The 21,071-nt window shown below is 70.8% G+C and carries 20 protein-coding genes, 1 pseudogene and 1 riboswitch; of the genes and pseudogenes, 13 read left to right on the top strand and 8 right to left on the bottom strand.

What is annotated here, in order from left to right; all coding sequences use genetic code 11:
• From G5C60_RS38190 to G5C60_RS38215, 6 genes and pseudogenes are all read right to left on the bottom strand, one after another.
• Positions 1–713: pseudogene (locus G5C60_RS38190) on the bottom strand (hypothetical protein); the annotation flags it as partial.
• Between the two features lie 33 nt (positions 714–746).
• Positions 747–1,757 carry an NlpC/P60 family protein gene (locus tag G5C60_RS38195; protein ID WP_165266555.1) on the bottom strand — a complete coding sequence of 337 codons (1,011 nt, stop codon included), beginning with the start codon at positions 1,755–1,757 and terminating at the stop codon, positions 747–749.
• Positions 1,758–2,026: 269 nt separating this feature from the next.
• Positions 2,027–3,073: an alpha/beta hydrolase family protein gene (locus G5C60_RS38200; protein ID WP_165266557.1), complete on the bottom strand. Its 1,047-nt coding sequence runs from the start codon at positions 3,071–3,073 to the stop codon at positions 2,027–2,029.
• Between the two features lie 75 nt (positions 3,074–3,148).
• Entirely contained in the window at positions 3,149–4,180 is a 1,032-nt protein-coding gene (locus G5C60_RS38205) for an NlpC/P60 family protein (protein ID WP_165266560.1), read from the bottom strand.
• A 353-nt stretch (positions 4,181–4,533) separates the two neighbouring features.
• Complete coding sequence (locus tag G5C60_RS38210) at positions 4,534–5,883, bottom strand: NYN domain-containing protein (protein ID WP_165266562.1); 1,350 nt, start codon at positions 5,881–5,883, stop codon at positions 4,534–4,536.
• A 34-nt stretch (positions 5,884–5,917) separates the two neighbouring features.
• A complete protein-coding gene (locus G5C60_RS38215) occupies positions 5,918–6,157 on the bottom strand; it encodes a hypothetical protein (protein ID WP_033327390.1) in 240 nt (79 codons plus the stop codon).
• A gap of 157 nt (positions 6,158–6,314) precedes the next feature.
• On the opposite strand from G5C60_RS38215, the gene G5C60_RS38220 reads away from it, so the two are divergent.
• The 7 genes from G5C60_RS38220 (at position 6,315) to G5C60_RS38250 (ending at position 12,608) form a co-directional block, all read left to right on the top strand.
• On the top strand, positions 6,315–7,046 hold the full coding sequence (locus G5C60_RS38220) for a rhomboid family intramembrane serine protease (protein ID WP_165266564.1): 732 nt from the start codon (positions 6,315–6,317) through the stop codon (positions 7,044–7,046).
• A complete protein-coding gene (locus G5C60_RS38225) occupies positions 7,043–7,324 on the top strand; it encodes an Lrp/AsnC family transcriptional regulator (RefSeq protein ID WP_165266566.1) in 282 nt (93 codons plus the stop codon). Before G5C60_RS38220 ends, G5C60_RS38225 begins: the two co-directional genes overlap by 4 nt.
• 154 nt (positions 7,325–7,478) lie before the next feature.
• The gene (locus tag G5C60_RS38230) at positions 7,479–7,769 is read left to right on the top strand and encodes a small secreted hydrophilic protein (protein WP_165266568.1); all 291 of its coding nucleotides are present in this window, start codon (positions 7,479–7,481) and stop codon (positions 7,767–7,769) included.
• A complete protein-coding gene (locus G5C60_RS38235; RefSeq protein WP_165266570.1) occupies positions 7,711–9,216 on the top strand; it encodes a sensor histidine kinase in 1,506 nt (501 codons plus the stop codon). Before G5C60_RS38230 ends, G5C60_RS38235 begins: the two co-directional genes overlap by 59 nt.
• Before the next feature lie 13 nt (positions 9,217–9,229).
• Positions 9,230–9,892, top strand: coding sequence for a response regulator transcription factor (locus tag G5C60_RS38240; protein WP_165266572.1), 663 nt, complete (start codon positions 9,230–9,232; stop codon positions 9,890–9,892).
• Between the two features lie 80 nt (positions 9,893–9,972).
• A complete protein-coding gene (locus G5C60_RS38245) occupies positions 9,973–11,400 on the top strand; it encodes an SLC13 family permease (protein ID WP_165266574.1) in 1,428 nt (475 codons plus the stop codon).
• 32 nt (positions 11,401–11,432) lie between these two features.
• Positions 11,433–12,608 (top strand): glycerate kinase, encoded by a 1,176-nt coding sequence (locus G5C60_RS38250; protein ID WP_165266576.1) that lies wholly within the window; start codon positions 11,433–11,435, stop codon positions 12,606–12,608.
• A gap of 8 nt (positions 12,609–12,616) precedes the next feature.
• Here G5C60_RS38250 and G5C60_RS38255 read toward each other — a convergent pair whose 3' ends face one another.
• Positions 12,617–14,923, bottom strand: a complete 2,307-nt coding sequence (locus G5C60_RS38255; protein WP_338146049.1) for a protein kinase domain-containing protein — start codon at positions 14,921–14,923, stop codon at positions 12,617–12,619.
• A gap of 114 nt (positions 14,924–15,037) precedes the next feature.
• Positions 15,038–16,405 carry an aminotransferase class V-fold PLP-dependent enzyme gene (locus G5C60_RS38260; protein ID WP_165266578.1) on the bottom strand — a complete coding sequence of 456 codons (1,368 nt, stop codon included), beginning with the start codon at positions 16,403–16,405 and terminating at the stop codon, positions 15,038–15,040.
• A 48-nt stretch (positions 16,406–16,453) separates the two neighbouring features.
• A riboswitch (SAM riboswitch) is annotated at positions 16,454–16,570 on the bottom strand.
• A 448-nt stretch (positions 16,571–17,018) separates the two neighbouring features.
• Here G5C60_RS38260 and G5C60_RS38265 point away from each other — a divergent pair.
• The 6 genes from G5C60_RS38265 to G5C60_RS38290 all read left to right on the top strand — a co-directional run bounded on the left by G5C60_RS38265 (position 17,019) and on the right by G5C60_RS38290 (position 20,898).
• Positions 17,019–17,270 (top strand): YkoF family thiamine-binding protein, encoded by a 252-nt coding sequence (locus tag G5C60_RS38265; protein ID WP_165266580.1) that lies wholly within the window; start codon positions 17,019–17,021, stop codon positions 17,268–17,270.
• Complete coding sequence (locus G5C60_RS38270) at positions 17,267–17,635, top strand: helix-turn-helix domain-containing protein (RefSeq protein ID WP_165266582.1); 369 nt, start codon at positions 17,267–17,269, stop codon at positions 17,633–17,635. Before G5C60_RS38265 ends, G5C60_RS38270 begins: the two co-directional genes overlap by 4 nt.
• A 90-nt stretch (positions 17,636–17,725) precedes the next feature.
• A complete protein-coding gene (uraD, locus tag G5C60_RS38275) occupies positions 17,726–18,244 on the top strand; it encodes a 2-oxo-4-hydroxy-4-carboxy-5-ureidoimidazoline decarboxylase (RefSeq protein ID WP_165266584.1) in 519 nt (172 codons plus the stop codon).
• On the top strand, positions 18,244–18,585 hold the full coding sequence (gene uraH, locus G5C60_RS38280) for a hydroxyisourate hydrolase (RefSeq protein WP_165266586.1): 342 nt from the start codon (positions 18,244–18,246) through the stop codon (positions 18,583–18,585). The genes uraD and uraH overlap by 1 nt, the downstream gene beginning before the upstream one ends.
• Before the next feature lie 6 nt (positions 18,586–18,591).
• Positions 18,592–19,485 carry a factor-independent urate hydroxylase gene (gene pucL, locus G5C60_RS38285; RefSeq protein WP_165266588.1) on the top strand — a complete coding sequence of 298 codons (894 nt, stop codon included), beginning with the start codon at positions 18,592–18,594 and terminating at the stop codon, positions 19,483–19,485.
• Between the two features lie 39 nt (positions 19,486–19,524).
• Entirely contained in the window at positions 19,525–20,898 is a 1,374-nt protein-coding gene (locus tag G5C60_RS38290) for an 8-oxoguanine deaminase (RefSeq protein WP_165266590.1), read from the top strand.
• The last annotated feature ends 173 nt before the right edge of the window (positions 20,899–21,071 follow it).

A 21,071-nucleotide genomic window follows, 5' to 3' on the forward strand; every position in this document is an offset into this window, starting at 1 on the left:
GCCCCGGAGGACCCCCCGTTCGCCTCGCTCACCTCACCGGTGGTGACCGCCGCTATCCCCCGGTACCCGGACGCGGGCGCCCCGAGCAGCTCGGCCATCTCCTCCAGCGACTTCGGTACGAGGACGACGACCCGCTCCGGCCAGTCCTCGCCCCATGCCTCGCGCACCGCGGGCACCGCACGGTCGGCCCGGTCCGCGTACCCACGCAGGGCCTTGGCCGTCTGCCCGACGCCGAGGACGAGACTGTGCTCCCCGCGCACGACCTGGACGGCTCCCTGCTCCCACAGCTGCTCGCTGGCGTCCTCGGCGGGCCGGTCGGAGGCGACGTACCAGCGGCCGTCGGCGCGACTGAGGGCCAGCGTGCGGGCGGCGACGAGGGGCGCCTTGTCGTAGCCGTCGATGCGGTAGCGGAGGTCCGCCTCGGCCGTGGCGCGGTCGCCGGAGCGGTGGAAGCCGGTCACGCGGTACGACCAGGACGCCAGCGGCAGGGCCCGCAGCCGCTCGAACTCGGTGCGCGCGGCGGTCCGTTCGCCGGCCGGCACCTGAGTCGCGACGTACGCGCTCGCGCTGCGGTCGAGCACCGCCTGCGCCCGCCGGTCGAGCAGTCGCTGGACTTCCGTGGCCGCGGTGTCGGAGCCCGCGGAGCCGCACCCCACAAGACCGGCCAGCAACAGCCCGACCATCCACCACGGCGCACGCCCACGACCTGCCACGAGTCCCGATCGTACGGGGCCCGCGCCGCCGGGTCAGGGCCGCGTCACGGACGAGATCGGCATCATGCCCACGGGGTCGTAGCGCACGGGAGCGCCCGGGTAGGGCGCGTGGATCACCTGCCCGTTGCCCATGTACATCCCGATATGGCTGGCGTCGTCGCGGTAGGTCACCAGGTCGCCGGGCTGCGCCTGCGAGAGCGGCACCTGGCGGCCCGCGCCCGCCTGGGCCTGGGAGGTGCGTGGCAGACCGACGCCGGCCTGCGCGTACGACCACTGCGTGAGGCCCGAACAGTCGAAGCCGCTGGGCCCGTTGGCGCCCCAGACGTACGGGCGGCCGACGACCGAGCGGGCCGCGGCGACGGCGGCGGCCGCGCGTGCGGAGGGCGGGACGGCGCCGCCGAGGCCGGGGACGTGCCCGGAGCGGGAGGCACGGTCGTAGGCGGCGCGCTCGCTGTCCGGCATCGCGTTGAGGATCTGCCGCGCCTTGGCGAGTTTCCGCTCGACGGTGCGTTTGTGGCGGGCGACGGCCTGGCGGCTCTTCTCCAGCTCGGCGAGGTCGCGGGTGGCTTCCTGGCGCTCCTGGGAGAGATCCCTCATGGCGGTCTGGAGGTCCTTGAGCGCTCCGGCCTGGCGGGCGCTGATCCGGTTGAGTACGGCCGCCTTGTCGAGGTAGTCGTCGGGGTCGTCGGAGAACAGCAGCGCCAGGGAGGGGTCGAGGCCACCGGAGCGGTACTGGGCACCGGCGAGCGAACCGAGCGCGTCCCGCATGGTGTTGATGCGGTCCTGCTGGCGGGCGATCCGGTCCTGGGCGGTGGTCACCTTCTCGCGCAGGGTGTCCGCGCGCTCGTCGGCCTTGTTGTGCGCCTCGGTGGCCTTCTCGGCCTCCGCGTACAGCCGGTCCACCTCGGCGCGTGTCTCGTCCTGCGGTGTGGCGTCGGCCGGCACGAGGCCGAGGGCCGCGGCCGCGGCGGACAGCACGCAGAGGGTGGCGCTGCGGGCGCCCCGGTCGAGACCGGATGGTGCGGGACGGCGATGTGACCCCACGGGAAGCCGCTCTCCCTTCCGCTGACGGACCCCCTGAGTTGGGGGAAGCGCGCCAGACAGTAGCCGCGCGACTACGCGGTGAACAAAGCCCTCAGGGTGCACGGACCGTGACGCCCCGCCTCAGACGCAGGTCATCGGCGGAACGTGCGGTCAGCGGGACGTACCGGAATTCGCCCGTTCGGGCGGGGTGGCGCCCCTTAGGGGCGCGGGGAACTGCGCGACCAGCCACGACGAACCCGCAGCTTCCAAACCGGCCCTCAGCGGAGCGCCTAGCGGAGGTGCCGCTCGAAGAAGGCCATCGTGCGGTCCATCGAGGCGGGCCACCGCGGTGCGAACGTGTGCCCCTCGCCGGGGTGCTTCACGAACTCGACGTCCTTGCCCGCCGCCTCGAACTCGGCGACGGTCCGCTCCGACCAGGCGATGGGACACGTGTCGTCGGCGGTGCCGTGGTGGAGCAGCAACGGCTCGGTGACCCGGTCGACGTAGGTCAGCGGCGAGGCCTGCTCCCAGAACTCCGGGTTCTCCTTGGGGCTGCCGTGCTTCGCCTCGATCTCGGCGACGACGGGATCGCCTTCGCGGCGCTGGAAGTGGTCGAGGTTCTCGGCCGGGCGTGAGCTCACGGGGGCGAAGACCACCGCGGCGTCGACCAGGCCGGGGGCCACGACCAGCGTGTTGTACACGACACCGCCGCCCATCGAGCGTCCGAGCAGGCCGATCCGGTCGCCGTCGATCTCCGGACGCCCGGACGAGCGCAGCGCCATGACGGCGCCGATGACGTCCTCGGTGTAGCCGAGGCGGAGGTCGACGTCGTTGTCGGGGTCTTTGCCGGAGCCCGCGTGGTTGCGGTAGTCGGTGTGCAGGACCACGTAGCCGTTGCGGGCCAGCAGGTCCTGTTCCCGGGCCAGTCCGCGGCCGGTGGTGTAGACGGCCGGGTCGATGTAGCCGTGTGCCAGCACCAGGGCCGGGAATGGTCCCTTGCCCCGGGGGATGTTCATGAGGCCCGAGATGGTCAGCCCGTTGGCCTCGTACGTGACCGTGTAGCTGGTGTAGGAGCCGGTGCGGGCCCGCACGGCGCCCAGCCGCAGGTCGGAGCCCTGGTGCTTGCGCGCGATCAGGCCCGGGATCGACACGGGGTCGGCCGGTGTCCGTGTCGGTGTCGGGGTGGGCGTCGCGCTGGGGTTCTCGCTCGTGGCACGGGCCGACGTCGGCGGGTCCGTACGCGCGGCGTCGCCGTCATCGCTCCCGGTGCAGCCGACCGCGGCCACCAGGACCAGCACCAGCCCGGCGGCGACACGGGCCATACCCGTTGACCGCATACGACCGAGTATCCCCCATCGGACGCGGGTGACAGCGCCCCACGGGGTGGCCGGGCGGCCCAACAGGCCCTGGAATCAGACGCGTACGCCGAACTGGAAGGAACCGACGGTGCTCATCGACTCGAAGCGGACGACGGTGCCCGGCTTCGGGGCGTGAATGATCGTGTCGTTGCCCGCGTACAGGCCGACGTGCCCGAGGTTGTTGAAGAAGACCAGGTCGCCGGGCTTGAGGGCGCTGCGGCCGATCTTCGTGCCGTCGTTCTCCTGCGTGTACGTGGTCCGGGTTATCGACACCCCGGCCTGGGCGTACGCCCACTGGGTGAGGCCGGAGCAGTCGTAGGAGTTGGGGCCGCTGCCACCGGAGACGTACGGCTTGCCGAGCTGGGTCTCCGCGGCGCTGAGAGCGGCGGCGCCACGTTCGGAGGCCGGCGCCTCGTTGCCGAGGTCGACACGGTCTCCGGCGTCGCGGCTGGCGCGCTGCTCCTCGGCCTGAAGAGCCGCCTTCTCCTGGGCGGTCAGGGTGTTGAGGAGCTTCTGGGCGTCGGCGAGCTTGCCCTGGATCTCCTTCTTCTTCCCACCGAGGGTCTTGCGGGTGTCGGCGAGGTCCTTGAGCTTCTCGGCGGCTTCCTGGCGCTGCTGGGCGAGCGTGCGCTGCTTCTCCTGGACCTTCTTCAGCGCCTCGACCTGCTGAGCGCTCAGCTGGTCCATCGTGGACGCCTTGTCGAGGTAGTCGTCCGGGTCGGAGGAGAGGAACAGCTGCACGGAGGGGTCGATGCCGCCCGAGCGGTACTGGGAGCTGGCCATCAGACCGAGGCCGTCGCGCATGTCGTTGAGCTCGCCCTGGCCGCGTGCGACCTGGTCCTGGAGAGTGCCGATCTCCTTCTCGAGCTTGTCCTGCTTCTCCTTGGCCCCGTTGTACTTGTCGGTGGCCAGCTCGGACTCGTGGTAGAGCTCGTCGACCTTCGCCTTGACCTCGTCCTTGCTGGGCTTCTCGCCGGGTGCGGCGTTGGCCGCCTGCGAGGTGAGGGCCACGGCAGCAGCGGCGGCGGTCGTGAGCACAGTCACGCGGGTGCGGCTCGGCTGCTTAGGTCGACGGTGGGACGCCACGTGGGCGAGCTCCTTCTTACCTCAGCCGCCCACCGAGAACACCGGTTGGCGGTGCCCCTCCACCGTCACTCCCAATGAGTGATCACCCGAGCGGAGGTTCGAGGCCAGACCTTAGTGACCTTCCTGTGATCAGATCAAATCCCCGCAGGAAAAATCTCGGTTACCGAGCGCATTCTTTACAGTGAACTCACATGCGGTAATGCAGGCTTGACGCTACGTTGTGTGAAGACTTCGCCAATTCGGGCAAGGGGCGCAGAGGTTACGCTTGGGATCTACGGTACTCATGGGGCGTATGCCGCAGAAGTCCTGCCATACGAGAGGCGGCCGACTCGCCTGCCCCGAACGCGCCCGGCTCAACCCCGCGAAAACCGCTTGAGGAGCACCGCGGAAGCCACCGGCCGCGCTCCCGCCTTCGCCACCCCGTCGGCCACCTCACGGTCGGTCGAGGCGACGATGACAGGCCGGCCGGGCGGCTCGGCGCGCACCAGCTGGCGGATCAACTCGTCAGCGGTGACGCCCGGTTTGGAGAACAGCACCCGTACCCCGCGCGGCGGCGCCAGCAGCACCGGGGCGGCCAGCTCGGCCCCGTCGAAGACACAGGTGACCTCGGCGCCGGTCTGCGCGGCGAGCTGCGAGAGCTGACCGAGCAGCCGCAGGCGCTGCTTCTCCAGCGGCATCTGCGGATAACCGGTCTTGGTGACGTTGTAGCCGTCGACGACCAGATGCGCCTGCGGCAGCGCGAGCAACTGGTCGAGGATCGCGGGATCGTTTTCGGACAGTGCGCGGGCGGCGATGTCCTTCGGGGTCATACGTCCCGGTTCGACCGCGTCCACGGTCTCCGCGGGCCGCTGCGACACGGGCGGCAGGGCGAGCTCGCGCCGCAGCCCCTGTGCCGCGTCGAGGACGGTGTCGAGCAGCAGCCGTACGCGCATGTCCTCGACACTGCGGCCCTCGCGTGCCGCTCGACGGGCGGCCTCCAGGGCGGCCTCGGTCTCGCCGAGCCGGGCCTTCAGCCGCCGGGTCTCGCTCTCGGCGGCCGACACCTGGGCCTGCCCGTCGGCCCGTACGCTCTCGATCTCGCCCTGCACCTTCCGCAGGGCTGCCTCGCCGCGCTTGACGTCGCTGAGAGCCGAGCGCAGTTTGCGCTGAAGCGATTCGGCTTCCCTCTTCGCCGACTCCAGCTCCGTACGCAACCGCTCGGTCTCGGCCCGGGTCTGGCCGCGGGCCTCGGCAAGCTCCTGACGCAGCCGCTCCAGCTCGGCGCGGTTCTCCTCGTCGGCGCGCTCGGCGTCCGCCCGCTGGGCCTCCTCGCCCGCGGCGGTCACCAGCTTCACCCAGCCCGTGGGCCTCAGCACATAGGCCGCGGCCGCCACGTCGAGCGGGTCCGCGGCCGGGGGCGGCGAGCCCGAGTCGAGGGCGCCGCAGAGCTCCGACTGGGCCTCTCTGAGCCGCTCGCCGATGCGCTGCCGGAAGAGGGGATCGGTCTCCAGGGCGGCCGCCATGGCGTTCCCCGCGAACTTGGCGCGGCGGGTCGGGGTGAACCGGGCGTACTGCCGCAGCTGCGCGGGCAGTTCGGCGACCGTCAGCCCGCCGAAACCGTCCGATACGATCTGTACGACCCTGCGGCGCACCCCGTCGGGCATCGGACGGTCGAGCACCTCAGCGGCGCCGTCGGCCGGCTCCCCGCCTGTGGTCTCCACCATCGGTCATCCCAACTGTCTCGACGGGCCGGCTCCCTCAGGAGCCGGCGCCCGGCCTGTCCACCAGTTCCACCTGATCCACCGCGTTGCACCAGCGGCAGCGCACCGACTCGATGGTCTCACTGACCACCTCCCGCTCCTCGACCTTCGGCTCACCGGCAAGATCGAGGTGCACGTACTCGACGACCTTCGACGAACGGGTCACGTCGAAACGCGTGAGGTTGCCGCAGAGCGTGCAGCGCCACCGGGTCTCGGCCGTCGGCAGGGGAACCGTCATCGTCGCAGTCGCTCTCTTTCCTAGTTTCCGTGCCGCGCCAGGCACCTCCGGCGCGTGTTGGCTCGTAACACTACGGCCTGGCGGGTAGTCGACGCCCGTCCCCGGTAAGCGGCGAGGCACTCTGTGCTACTTGTTCCGGTTACGTCATGATCTGGCCATGATCGGCAAATGGGGTGCGACCGTCACCGGGGCGATTCGAAGCCAGCCCGCACCCGTGACCCACGGATTGATCACCCTGTGCTGTCTGATCTTTCTGATCGGCCCCGCCTCGGGACTCAATCCCGCCTACGGCACCGGTGACGAGCTCCTTTCCGCGCAGCGGGCATATTTCGAACGCTGGGGTGTCGTGCCCGTCGAGCTGTTCAGCGGGGCGCCGCGCGCCGCCGTCACCCCGGCCACGGCGCTCTTCGTGCACGGCGGCTGGCTGCATCTCCTCGGCAACATGCTCTTCCTCTATGTCTTCGGCGCGATGGCCGAGGAACGGATGGGCCACATCGAGTACGCCCTCTTCTACGTGGGCTGTGGTTACCTCGCCCTGCTCGGCTATGCGGCCACCCACGCCGACTCCGGACAGACGCTGGTCGGCGCCTCCGGGGCGATCTCCGCGGTCCTCGGCGCGTTCCTTTACCTGTTCCCCAAAGCCCGGGTGACCAGTCTCTTCCCGTTCCTCTTCTTCCTGCCGCTGCGGTTCCCCGCCTGGGTGGTCCTGCCGTTCTGGGTGTCCCTCCAGTGGCTGGCGGCGAGCGGCAGGGCCCAGGGACCGGGGGTCGCCTATCTGGCTCACCTGCTGGGCTTTTCGTTCGGCTTCGTCTACGCGGGGGTCCGCTATGGCCGGACGGATAGAGTGAAATCCCCAGCGACGGCCACCGAGGGAGAAAACCAGCCGTGATCACCGCGATCGTGCTCATCAAGACCAGCGTGGACCGGATTCCTGAGATCGCCGAGTCCATCGCCGCGCTTGACTCCGTCAGTGAGGTCTTCTCGGTTACCGGTACCTACGATCTGATCGCCATGGTCCGGGTGAAGGCCCATGATGATCTTGCGGACATCATCCCTGGGCAGATCAGCAAGATTCCCGGGGTGGAGGGTACGGATACGCATGTGGCGTTCCGGACGTACTCCCAGCATGATCTTGAGGCGGCGTTCGCGATTGGGCTGGATTCGTAGCTGCGGGTTCGTTGTGGCTGGTCGCGCCCGCGCGGCGGAGCCGCAAATTGATACAGCCCCGCGCCCCTAAAGGGGCGCCACTGCAGCCTCGGATGAAGAGTTCCTCATCTTGGGCTCATCATCTGCGGTGGGTGGCGGCCGGAGGATCTCCCCCATGGTCTTCTCTCATCGGATGGCTGCCCTCGCCGCCGTCGTGGCTATTCCGCTCGGGATCGCCGCTACCAGTTACGCCCTGACCGACAGCCCGGAGTCTCCCAAGGTCCCGCCCAAGGTGGAGCTCGACAGCGGGTCACCGTCGGTGACGCCCTCGAAGAAGCCGACGCCGAGTGACGAGGTCGTGTCCCGGCCTCCGGTGAGCAACGACCCCTCGGCCCCAGGTGACGACGATGACGACGACGGAGCGGGTGGCGGGGCGGACGACGACGGACCCGGCGACGACGGCTGAGACCGTTCCCGTACAGCGGCGGATATCGGCCCGGGTCCGCATCCTGCTCTGGCTGCTGCTCGTGACGGCGGTCGGCTTCGCGGCGGTGGCCATGACCACCCGTTCCATCCTGCTGAGGGACGTCGACAACCGCGTGAGCCGGCTGCTCGCGCAGGAGACCGGCGAGTTCGCCCACTTCGAGGACCGCGGCGTGGACCCGGAGACCGGTCGCCCCTTCACCGACCCCGACCGGCTGCTGCGGGTCTTCCTGGAGCGGCAGTACGCCGATCCCGACGAGGAGCTGATCGGCCTGGTGGGCAGGCCGGACGCGGGTCCCGCACAGCGCTTCCAGCCGCGCGAGATCGACGTCGCACGGCCCCTGCACAGGGACGCGGACGCCCGCCGCCGCATCTTCGAGTCGCCGGAGTCGACCGGCACCCTGCACCGCGCCTCGGGCGAGATCCGCTGGGCCAAGGTCGCCGTCGCCCGCTCCGGCAGCGCACCGGACGCCGCCTTCGTCGTCGCCTTCCACCCGGGGCGCGAGCAGGCCCGCGCGAACGAGGTGTTCCGCATCCTGCTGGCCATCTCCTGTGTCGCGCTGCTGATGACGACGGGGATCGGCTGGGTGGTGGCCGGGCGGATCCTCAAGCCCGTACGTCTGGTCCGTACGGCGGCCGCGCAGCTCACCGAGCAGGACCTCACCCGGCGTATCCCGGTCCGCGGCCGGGACGACGTGGCCGCGCTCGCCGAGACGTTCAACGCGATGCTCGACCGACTTGAGCGGGCCTTCGCCGCCCAGCGGGAGTTCGTCGACGACGCCGGCCACGAGCTGCGCACCCCGATCACGATCGTGCGCGGCCATCTGGAGCTGATGGGTGACGATCCGGCCGAGCGCGAGGAGACGGTGCGCCTGGTCACCGACGAGCTGGACCGGATGAGCCGCATAGTCGAGGACCTGCTGCTGCTCGCCAAGGCCGAACGCCCCGACTTCGTCACCCCCGAGCCCGTACAGCTCGCCGAGCTCACCGCCGACGTCTTCGTCAAGGCCCGCACCCTCGGCGACCGCCACTGGGAGCTGGCCGAAGTCGCCGACGGGGAGGCCCGGTTGGACCCGCAGCGCATCACCCAGGCGATGGTGCAGCTCGCGCAGAACGCCGTACAGCACACCGCCCCGGGGCAGTCCATCCGCATCGGCTCGCGCCTCTCCGGCTCCCGCGTCGAGCTGTACGTCGCCGACTCAGGACCCGGCGTGCAGGCGCAGGACGCCGAGCTGATCTTCGAACGGTTCCGCCGCGGCACCGCCCGGCGCGGCGCCCGCGGCTCCGGTGCCGGCCTCGGCCTGTCGATCGTCCGCGCGATCGCGGAGGGCCACCGGGGCCAGGTGCAGCTGAGGGACACCGAGGGCGACGGGGCGACCTTCGTACTCGTACTGGAATTCGTCCTCGTACAGGAAGAGGAACGCACATGACGAGGTGCCGCGGATGAACCGGATCCTGATCGTCGAGGACGAGGAGCGCATCGCCTCCTTCGTCGAGAAGGGCCTGCGCGCCGGCGGCTTCACCACGACCGTCGTCGCGGACGGCGACGCGGCCTACGAGTACGCGCTGACCGGCGGCTTCGACCTGGTGATTCTCGACATCGGGCTGCCGGGACGGGACGGTTTCACCGTGCTGCGCGAACTGCGCGAGGCCCGGGTGACGGTCCCGGTGATCGTGCTGACCGCCCGCGACTCCGTACGGGACACGGTGGCCGGCCTGGAGGGCGGCGCCGACGACTGGATGACCAAGCCGTTCCGCTTCGAGGAACTCCTCGCCCGGGTACGGCTGCGGCTGCGTACGGCGGCCAGGGCGCCCGAGGTGACCATGCTGCGCGGCGGGGACCTGACCCTGGACCTGCGTACCCGCCGGGCCCGCGCGGGAGAGCGGACGGTCGACCTGACGGCACGGGAGTTCGTACTCCTGGAGCTGTTCCTGCGCCATCCCGGGCAGGTCCTTTCGCGCGAGCAGATCCTCTCCCACGTATGGGGGTACGACTTCGATCCGGGGTCCAACATCGTTGATGTGTACGTGCGTTCGCTGCGCAAGAAGCTGGGGGCACAGAGCGTGGAGACGGTGCGCGGGATGGGGTACCGGCTGCCGTCGTGAGGCCGGGCCTGGCGCCCGCGTGAAGTTTCCTTCATGTGCGGCTCATTGGGGGCTCACGCCCCAGCTGAACGCTGAGTGTCGTGAGCCTGACTCCCCGAGAAATCCGCCAAGCCGCCACCCTGTGCGTGGCCCTCAGCATCTGCGCCCTGCTGTTCGTGCCCGGCAACTTCCCCGGGCTCGGCGGTGACGCGCGGCTGACGCTGGCCGTGTTCGCCCTTGCGACCTGCGCGTGGATCGGTACACCCATCGACGACACGTACATCGCCCTGGGCGCCGGACTCGCGCTCACGGTGACCGGAGTGATCAGCAGCGAGACGCTCTTCGGCACCCTCGGCGACTCGACCGTGTGGCTGCTGATCTGCGCCTTCGTGCTCGCGGCGGCGGTGGCCCGGACGGGGCTCGCGGGGCGGGCGGCGGCGTTCCTGGTGGGCGGGGCGCGCAGCGTTCGGCAGCTGGTGCATCTGACCACGGCGGCGCTGGTCGTGACGGCCTTCGCGGTGCCCGCGACCTCCGGCCGGGCGGCGCTCGCGCTGCCCGTGTTCCTCGCGCTCGCCAAGGTGCTGGCCGACCGGAAGCGACTGGTCGTGATGCTGGCGCTGCTGTTTCCGACCGTGATCCTTCTGTCGGCGGTGGCGACCCTGATCGGTGCGGGTGCGCATCTGATCACGGTGTCGGTGCTGTGGGAGGCGACCGGCGACCGGATCGGCTTCACGCAGTGGCTGCTGCTCGGGCTGCCGTTGGCGGTGGCGTCCTCCCATCTGGCCGCCGAGGTCGTGCTGTTGACGACCACGCGGCGTGCGGACCGCCGAAGTCCCGTACGGATCACGGCCGATGACATCCAGCGGCACAGCGAGAAGCCGGTCACCGGACCGTGGTCGTCCGCCGAGTCGCGCTGCCTGCTGCTGCTCGCCACCGTGGTGGTCCTGTGGTGCAGCGAACCGCTCCACCAGGTGTCGCCCGCGGTCGTCGCCCTGATCGGCGCGGTCGTCGCGTCCTCGCCCGCGCTCGGCACCGTACGCCTCAAGGACGCCCTGAAGACCGTCCCCTGGTCGCTGCTCCTCTTCATGGCCGCGACGATGGCGATGGGGGTCGCGCTCGCCGACTCGGGAGCGGCGAAGTGGCTGGTCGCCGGGTTGCCGGTCGACGTGGAGCCCTGGGTCTTCCTCGCGCTCGTCGTCGCGGTCAGCACGGCGGCGCATCTCGTGCTCCAGTCCCGCTCGGCCCGCTCGTCGGTCCTCGTCCCGCTGGTCGTCGCGGCCGCCGTGGGCGCCGGGGTCAACCCGGTGGCGGCCGCGCTGGCGTCCACCGCGGCGGCGGGCTTCTGCCACACGCTTCCGGCCTCCGCGAAACCGGTCACGCTCTTCGCCGAGATCCCCGGCACGCCGACCTACGCCCCGCGCGACCTGCTGCGCCTGTCCGCCGTACTTGCACCGCTGACCGCCGCACTCGTCCTGCTCTTCGCCCTCGCGGTGTGGCCGCTGCTGGGCGTGCCGGTCCTCGAACCCTGAACCGCCCGCCCCACCCCTGAAGGAGCTCCACCATGCTGACCCGTTTCGCCGTCGCCCCCAGCGGCTTCAAGGAGTCCCTGTCCGCCCAGGCCGCCGCCGACGCCATCGCGGCGGGCGTACGCCGTGTCGTGCCGGACGCCGAAGTCGACCTGATCCCCCTGGTGGACGGCGGCGAGGGCACGGCCGCCGCGCTGGCCGCCTCGACCGGCGGCAGGCTGGTCGCCCTGCCCGCCACGGGACCGGTGGGAGAGCCCATCGGCACCCACTTCGCGCTCCTCGGCGCGCGGGACACGGCGGTGGTGGAGATGGCGGCGGTCGCGGGCCTCTCCCTCGTCCCGCGCTCCCTGCGCGATCCGGGCGCCACGACCACATACGGCGTCGGCGAACTGATCCGCGCCGCGCTCGACACGGGCGTACGACGGATCCTGGTGGGCTGCGGCGATTCGGGTACGTCGGACGGGGGCGCCGGTGCGCTCCAGGCACTCGGCGCCCGGCTGCTCGACGTGGACGGCTTCGAACTCCCGCACGGTGGCCGGGAGTTGACGCGCCTGCACCGCATCGACCCGACCGGCCTCGACCCCCGCCTCGCGGAGGTGGAGCTCCTGGTCGCCTGCAATCCGTACAACGTGCTGTGCGGCGAGCGCGGCGTCGCCCGGGTCTTCGGCCCGCAGAAGGGCGCCACCCCCGCACAGGTCGAGGAGCTCTCGGCGGGCCTGGAGAACTGGGCGTACGTCCTCACCCGCGACGTCCTCACCCGCGACCTCTCCGTCACCTCCGACCTGTACGGCGGCCCCGGAACCGGCGCCTCCGGAGGCCTGGGCGCGGGCCTGGCCGCCCTCGGCGCCCGGCTCCTCCCCCGCTTCGACGTCCTCCTGGACCACCTCGACCTGGACGCACGGCTGGCCCGTGCCGACCTCGTCCTCACCGCCGAGGGCGCCCTGGACCACCAGACGCCGCGCGGCAAGGTCCCCGCCGAGGTGGCCCGCCGCGCCAAACTGCACGGGCGCCCGGTCCTCGCCCTGGCGGGCACGCTCGGCAAGGGCGCGCACACGGTGCCGGGCGTGGACGCCTTCACCGGGATCCTGCCGGCTCCGATGGCCCTGGCCGAGGCCCTCGTACGAGCCTCCGAACTGCTCACCGACGCGACCGAGCGGGCGCTGCGGATGATCCTCTTGGGGGCTGGGCTGCCGCGAGGAGCGGCTGTGTGACGAGAGGCCTAGGCGGACAGGTCGAGCGCGACGATGCCGTCGGGAGTGCCCACGTACACGAGGGTCTTGGTGTAGACGGGTGACTGGGCGTGGACAACGGGCCAGTGGGTCGTCCCGGCTTCCATCCCGGCCAGGCTCACCGCCCGCTGCTCCTGGCCCTTCCAGTCCACCACGTACAGGGTCTCGTCGAGGCACACGTAGGCCATGAGTCCGTACACCGCGGGGGCGCCGGCCGTCCGTACCTCGCCGTCGCCCCGGAACGTCCACGCCGTGGACCCGTCCTTCGGATCGACGGCCACGAGCTGCCTGTTGTTCGTGGTGAGGGCCATGCCTTCGAACGCGGTGAACGGCATGTGCGTCCCCAGGCCCCCGCCGCCCGTGTACACGCCCACGTCCTCGTTCTCGGCGCTCCACAGCACGTCACCCTTCACGCTGATGCCGCGCACGGACTGTCTGTCCCAGCATCCGACGACCAGGGTTTCGCCGACGAGTTCGGGCCGCCCCGGGTCGGTGCCCGCCTCGGCGGTCCACAGCAATTTTCCGTTCTTGGCGTCCAGGGCAGCCACCACGTCGGCGAAGGTGCCCACGTAGACGACGCCGTCCGCCACCATGGGCTCGCTCGTCGGCGTTCCCGGCGTCCGTGTTTCCCAGGCCACGCTGCCGTTGGCCCGGTAGGCGCGGACGGTGCCCTTGTCACGGGACGTACCGGTCGTCACGAGCACCAGGTCGCCCGCCGCCACGGGGAACACACCGCAGCCCTTCTCGATGCCGCGACGCCTCCACTGCGGTCCTCTCACCACCGAATCGACCGCGCACAGGTCCACGGTGCTGCCCTCGTCCAGCAGACAGTAGGCACGGTCACCGACGACGAGGGGCGGCAGGACCGGCCCTCCCAGAACGTCGGTGTCAAGGACCCCGACGCCGTCCAGCAGCCCGGAGTACAGCTTCCCGGTCCTGCCCCCGATGTACACCTGGATGCCGTCGGGTGCCACCCCGACGCAGGGACCGTGTTTCCCGCCGAGTCCGAAGGTGGCCTGTTGCCAGGTCACGACCGCGGGCGACGTCGCGGCAGCGGATGCCGCCGGCTCCGAGCCTTCGCCGACGGCTCCGCCTCGGGTTCCGCCGGCTCCGGCATCTCCGCCGTCCCGGTCCCGTAACCACAGCCACCCACCGGTTCCGGCCCCCGCGGCGACCAGTGCCCCGGCCCCGAGCCCCCGCAGCAGCCGCCTCCGTGACGGCGCCGCGGGCACGTCGGGCGCGTAGGCCGGAACATCCGGGAACGTCACCGGGGCAGCCTCCGGGAGCGCCGCGGCGTTCGGGAGCGTCACCGGAGCCACGTACTCGACCCGGCTCTCCCGCTCCCCGGAGTCGCGCTCCGGAAGCCACCGCTGGTCTCCCTCAGCGGGCTCGGCGGCGGGCCCGCGGGCAGCCTCGGAACGGGCGGCCGCTGCGGCACCGGCGGCGGTGAACCAGCCCGGCCCCACGCTCGCGCTCAGCGACCGCGCCGTGTGCCCCACGGCTGAGATCATCTCTCCCGGGGTGGGCCGCTCCCCCGGATCCTCCCGCAGACAGGGCTCGACCAGCTGCCGGACGGCCTCCGGAACCCCGGACAGGTCGAAGTCCCGGGTCATGATGCGCATCAGGATCACCGCGTCCTTGCCCTCGCCGAACGGCTCACGCCCCGCCGCCGCGTACGCGAGGACCGCGCCCAGCGAGAACATGTCGCTCGGCGGCCCCACTTGACCGTTGTTGCGGATCTGCTCGGGCGAGACATAGCCGACCGAGCCGACGACGGTCCCGGTGCGGGTCAGCGCGGTTGCCTCCAGGGCCCGTACGATCCCGAAGTCGATCACCCGCGGACCGTCCGCGGCCAGCAGGATGTTGGACGGCTTCAGGTCCCGGTGCACCATGCCCTGAGCGTGGATCGCGGCAAGCGCCTCGCAGAGGGCGGCGGCCAGCACCCGCACCGCGCCCTCGGGCAACGGGCCGTGATCGAGGACGGCATCGCGCAGGTTCGGCCCGTCGACGAACTCCGTTGCCATCCAGGGCCGTTCGCCCTCGGTGTCGGCGTCCACGACCCGCGCGGTGTACGTCCCGGCCCCGCCGACGGTCTGCGCGGCCCGCACCTCCTGCCGGAACCGGGCGCGGAAGGTGCGGTCCTCGGCGTGCTCGGCCCGCACCACCTTCACCGCCAGCCGCAGCCCGGTGCCCGACTCGGCGAGATAGACCTCGCCCATGCCACCGGCGCCGAGTCTGCCCAGGACCGCGTACGGCCCGATCCGCCGTGGATCCGTCTCGCGCAACGCCTGCAGCACCCCGTGCTCCCCCTGTCCGGTCGTGCGACACGAACGGCCGTCCAAAAGGAGCGTATACGCCGGATACGTGTCAGGGCAGCGGTCGGACGGACGCGTGGGGCACCCGCCGCGGAGTCACACCGCCGGGACGCAACGCCCGTCCACCGTGCGGTAGTTCCACTGCGCGCCGTCCCGTACGAGTTCCTTGACGGCCCGGACGAACCGCTCCACGTGCTCGTCCGGCGTGCCCGCCCCGAAGCTGACCCGAATGGCATTGAGCGACTTCTCGCCGGGCACCGCCTCGGGGGCGCCGCACTCGCCCTGGTTCTGCGGATCGCCGCCGAGGAGGGTACGGACGAGGGGGTGGGCGCAGAACAGCCCGTCCCGCACGCCGATGCCGTACTCGGCGGAGAGCGCGGCGGCGAAGTGCGAGCTGTTCCAGCCCTCGACGACGAAGGAGATGACGCCGACGCGGGGCGCGTCGTCGCCGAAGAGCGAAAGGATCTTGACCTCCGGGACCTCGGCGAGCCCCGCTCGGACGATGTCGATCAGGTACCGCTCACGGGCCACGAGGGAGTCGAAGCCTGCCTCGGCGAGTGCCTTGCAGGCGGAGGCGACGGCGTGGACGCCGATGACGTTCGGCGACCCCGCTTCGTGCCGCGCGGCGCTGTCGTGCCACTCCACATCGACGCCGCCGTCCGCCCGACGCGAGACCTTGCGACTCGCGCCGCCGCCCGCGAGGTACGGCTCGGCCGCGCGCAGCCAGTCGGAGCGCCCGGCGAGCACACCCGACCCGAACGGCGCGTACAGCTTGTGCCCGGAGAAGGCGACCCAGTCGACGTCCAACTCCCGTACGGAGACGGGGTGATGAGGCGCGAGCTGCGCGGCGTCGAGCACGATCCGCGCACCGTGCGCGTGCGCGGCGGCGGCGAGCTCGCGCACGGGCCACAGTTCGCCGGTGACGTTCGAGGCACCGGTGACGCAGACGAGCGCGGGGCCCTCGCCGCACGGATCCCGGTCGGCGAGGGCGCGCTCCAGGGTGGCGACGGCCTGCTGCGGTGTGCGCGGCGCGTCGAGGTAGGTGACGTGGGCGTTCCGCCAGGGCAGCAGCGAGGCGTGGTGCTCGGTCTCGAAGACGTAGACCTGGCAGTCGGCGGGGAGGGCGGCGGCGAGCAGATTCAGCGAGTCGGTGGTGGAACGGGTGAAGACGACCTGGTCCTCGTCCCGGCAGTCGAGGAACTCGGCGACGGTCTGCCGGGCGTTCTCGAACAGGTCGGTGGACAGCTGGGACAGATACCCGGCCCCACGGTGCACGCTCCCGTAGTAGGGGGCGTACGCGGCCACGTCGTCCCACACCCTCTGCAGCGCCGGAGCACTGGCGGCGTAGTCGAGCGCGGCGTAGGTGACTTCGCCGCCGGTGACGAGGGGAACGGTGACGTCCTGCCCCAGAACGGGCAGCGGCTCACAGACGGACTGGTCTGCGGCGACGGTGAAGACAGACATGAAGAACAGAGCTCCCTCAAACGACCAGGACCCCTGGTTCACGCGAGGGGTCCGCGCTTGCCGCAGGCCTTGCTGCCTACGACCTGGTCTTCACCCGGGGCACCCCGCCACGGACGGAGGGTTGCCGGACAGCCGGCCGGGGCCTTTTGGCTGTCGCTCATGACCTGCTGGGGAATTTACGCGAACTGATCGTCCGACCGCAACTTCTGCCTCCGGCGGTTGGGCGGGTGGGTTCGTTGTTTTGTGCGGGTGCGTTGTGGCTTGTCGCGCAGTTCCCCGCGCCCCTGGGTTCGTGGGTGGGTGCGGGGCCGTGGGCCGGTGCGTCAGCCCGTCGCAGGGTGGGCATACGGCCCGGTGTTGGTACACGGTGCGGGTTTCCTGAGACCGAACCTACGCGACGGGCGTACGACGCACCGGCCCACGCCCCCTCCCGCCGGTGGGAGGGTGCGGGTTGTTTGTGGCTGGTGAGCATGATGACTGACGGCTCCGGGAGCGCCCCTTCAGGGGCGCGGGGAACTGCGCGACCAGCCACGACGGCGCTGCAGCCGCGATACGAACCCATACCTCCACCTCCGTAGGCCCCCCGCCCAACCGCCGGAGGTAAGGTCGCACAGTGCGACTGAGAGTGGAGTTCACGACCGAGCCCTTCGATCTCGAGGAGGCGCCGCCGCATGCGCTGGTCGCCCGTGAGGTCATCGAGGCGGCCGAACTGGATGCCGTGGATGTCGGCCCGTTCGGCAACACGGCCGAGGGTGGTGCCGACGCGGTGCTCACCGCCGTCGACGCGCTGCTGCGCAGGACACTTGAGGCGGGCGCCACGCGGATCTCGCTCCAGGTCAATGTGATCGGGGAGGGCGATAAGTGACCGGTTTCGGGGACGATCCCTTCGTCACGGCAGTCAAGCCGCTCGTCGACGCCATGGGGGGCGAGATGCTGCCGCCGGACCAGGCCGGCGAGGACGACGTCGTGCTCGCCTGGGAGGGCGCCGAGGTCGTCGCCGTACGTCTGCCGCAACTCGCCGACTCGCTGGACCACATCCTGGCCGCGCTGGAGCGCAAGCAGGGCAAGCCGCTGGCCGAGCTCGACCGCAAGGCCAAGCAAGAGGTCGTACGGACGCTTGAGGCGCGCGGAGCGTTCTCCGTTCGGCATGGCGTGGAGACCGTGGCGAGTGCTCTTGGAGTGAGTCGCTTCACCGTCTACAACTACCTGAACCGCGAGAAGCAGGTCTGATCAAGGTCAGTCGGCGCCATCGATTTTCCACACCGCCGATTTTTTCAACAAACTGTTGACGCGTTGCGGTGGAGGGCGTTAGCTGTCGGCATGACGTCGACTCCCACACCTCCAGGCCTCGCCCGCCTCAATGCCCTGGAGGATCAGGCGGTCCACGCCGTGCTGTATGAGGTGTGCGCCTCCACGGCCTGGGTGAAGCGGCTGCTGGCCGCCCGCCCCTACGCCATCCCCGAGGACCTCTACGCCGCGAGCGACGCCGCCATGGCCGAGCTGACCACCGCGGACTTGGCGGAGGCGATGGCCGGGCACCCGCCGATCGGGCGGCCGAAGCCGGGCGATCCGGCCTCGGCGCGCGAGCAGCGGGGCATGGCGGGCGCCTCCGAGGAGCTCAGGGCGGAGATGCTCGAACTGAACCTCGCGTACCAGGAGAGGTTCGGCCATGTCTTCCTGATCTGCGCCACCGGCCTGACCGGTCAGCAGATGCGGGACGCGGTCAAGGAACGGATCGGCAACTCGCCGGAGCAGGAGCGGGAGATCGTCCGCACCGAGCTGGGCAAGATCAACCGCATCCGCCTCGCCCGACTCGTGGCAGAACAGGACGACGACTGATGAGTACCGCATCGGTGTCCACCCACATCCTGGACACCAGCATCGGCCGCCCCGCCCAGGGCGTGCCCGTCGCGCTGTCGGCACGCGGCAGCGCCGAGTGGACGGCGCTCGGCAGCTCCGCCACGGACGCCGACGGCCGCTGCAAGGACCTCCCGGCGCTGCCGGCAGGTACCACGCACGTACGCCTCCGTTTCGAGACCGAGGCGTACCTCTCCGCGCACCGGGACGAGGCCGCGTTCTTCCCGGAGGTCACGGTCACCTTCGCCGTGACGCCCGGCGAGCACTACCACGTACCGCTGCTGCTCAACCCATTCGGCTACTCCGTATACCGAGGGAGCTAGTGCACGATGCCCATCCTTGGACAGAACCAGTACGGCAAGGCCGAGAACCGGGTCGTACGCGTCACGCGGGACGGCGCCACCCACCGCATCAAGGACCTCAACGTCTCGGTGTCGCTGAGCGGCGACATGGACGAGGTCCACTACTCCGGCTCCAACGCGAACGTCCTGCCGACCGATACCACCAAGAACACGGTGTACGCCTTCGCCAAGGAACACGGCATCGAGTCCGCCGAGCAGTTCGGCATCCACCTCGCCCGCCACTTCGTGACGAGTCAGGAGCCGATCCACAGGGCGCGTATACGTATCGAGGAATACGGCTGGGAGCGCATCGAGAACTCGGGGGAGGGCGCGCACTCCTTCGTCCGCAAGGGTCAGGAGACCCGCCTCACGCAGATCACGTACGACGGTGAGAGCTGGGAGGTCGTCTCGGGTCTCAAGGACCTCGTCGTGATGAACTCGACGAACTCCGAGTTCTGGGGCTACGTCAAGGACAAGTACACGACCCTCCCCGAGGCGTACGACCGCATTCTGGCGACCGAGGTCTCCGGGCGCTGGCGGTTCAACTGGACTGACGACGAGCAGCAGATGCCTGACTGGGAGACGTCCTACGAGCAGGTCAGGAAGCACATGCTCCAGGCCTTCGCGGAGACGTACTCGCTGTCGCTCCAGCAGACCCTGTACCAGATGGGCGCGCGCATCATCGACAACCGCGACGAGATCGACGAGGTCCGCTTCTCACTCCCGAACAAGCACCATTTCCTCGTGGATCTGGAGCCGTTCGGCCTCAAGAACGACAACGAGGTGTACTTCGCCGCCGACCGGCCGTACGGACTGATCGAGGCCACCGTCCTGCGGGACGGCTGCGAGGCGCACATACCGGTCGACCTCAGCAACCTCTGACGCGGACACGGAAAGTACACGGAAAGTAGAGGACGAACGATGGCTCAGCGCATCGTCATCGAGAACTGCGCGATCGCGACCGTGGACGCCGACGACACCGAGTACGCCTCCGGCCATGTCGTCGTGGCCGACGATCGCATCGAGTCGATCGGCGTCGGCAAGGCCCCCGAGGGCCTGGACAACGTCGTACGCCGTATCGACGCGACCGGCCACCTCGTGACTCCCGGCCTGGTCAACTCGCACCACCACTTCTACCAGTGGATCACCCGCGGTCTGGCCACGGACCACAACCTCTTCAACTGGCTCGTCGCGCTCTACCCGACCTGGGCACGCATCGACGAGCAGATGACGTACGCGGCGGCCCAGGGCTCACTCGCCATGCTGGCGCGCGGCGGTGTCACCACCGCGATGGACCACCACTATGTCTTCCCGAAGGGGTCCGGCGACCTTTCCGGCGCGATCATCGGTGCCGCCCGCGAGGCGGGCGTCCGCTTCACGCTGGCCCGCGGGTCCATGGACCGCAGCGAGAAGGACGGCGGTCTGCCGCCGGACTTCGCCGTCGAGACCCTGGACGGCGCGCTCGCCGCCACCGAGGCGACCGTCGACGAGCACCATGACGCGTCCTTCGGCGCCATGACACAGATCGCGGTCGCACCCTGCTCACCGTTCTCCGTCTCCACCGAACTCATGAAGCAGGGCGCCGAGTTGGGCCGCCGCAAGGGCGTACGGCTGCACACGCACGGCTCGGAGACCGTCGAGGAGGAGCAGTTCTGCAAGGAACTGTTCGGCATGGGCCCGACCGACTACTTCGAGTCCACGGGATGGCTCGGCGAAGACGTGTGGATGGCGCACTGCGTCCACATGAACGACTCCGACATCGCCGCCTTCGCCCGTACGAAGACGGGTGTGGCGCACTGTCCTTCGTCCAACGCCCGTCTGGCGGCCGGGATCGCTCGGGTCCCCGACATGCTGGCGGCCGGCGTCCCGGTCGGCCTCGGCGTCGACGGAACGGCGTCGAACGAGTCGGGCGAGCTGCACACCGAGCTCCGGAACGCCCTCCTCATCAACCGCCTCGGCGCGCACCGCGAGGCCGCCCTGAACGCCCGTCAGGCGCTGCGTCTCGGCACGTACGGCGGTGCTCAAGTCCTGGGCAGGGCAAGGGAGATCGGCTCCCTGGAGCCGGGCAAGCTCGCCGACCTGGTGCTCTGGAAGCTGGACACCGTGGCCCACGCGTCGATCGCCGACCCGGTCACCGCCCTCGTCTTCGGCGCCGCGGCACCGGTCACCGCCTCCTTCGTGGGCGGCAGACAGATCGTCGAGAACGGCCGGCTGCTGCACGTCGACGAGGACGCCGTCGCCCGCTCGACACGGGCCGAGGCCCAGCGCCTCGCGCGGATCGCCGCGCAGGGCTGAGCAGGTTGAAGATCTCCGGCCGAGGGGGACGGCCCTCGGCCGGAGGCCCCGACTCGGCTGGGGCTCGGCCCCCGCCCTCGGGTCCTCAATCGCCGGACGGGCTGATCTTCAGCCCGTCCGGCGTTTGAGGACGAGGCCGCCAGGCCGACGGGGGGTCTGGGGGCGCAGCCCCC

Source organism: Streptomyces scabichelini, assembly GCF_011045015.1.
GTDB classification, from domain to species: Bacteria; Actinomycetota; Actinomycetes; order Streptomycetales; family Streptomycetaceae; genus Streptomyces; species Streptomyces scabichelini.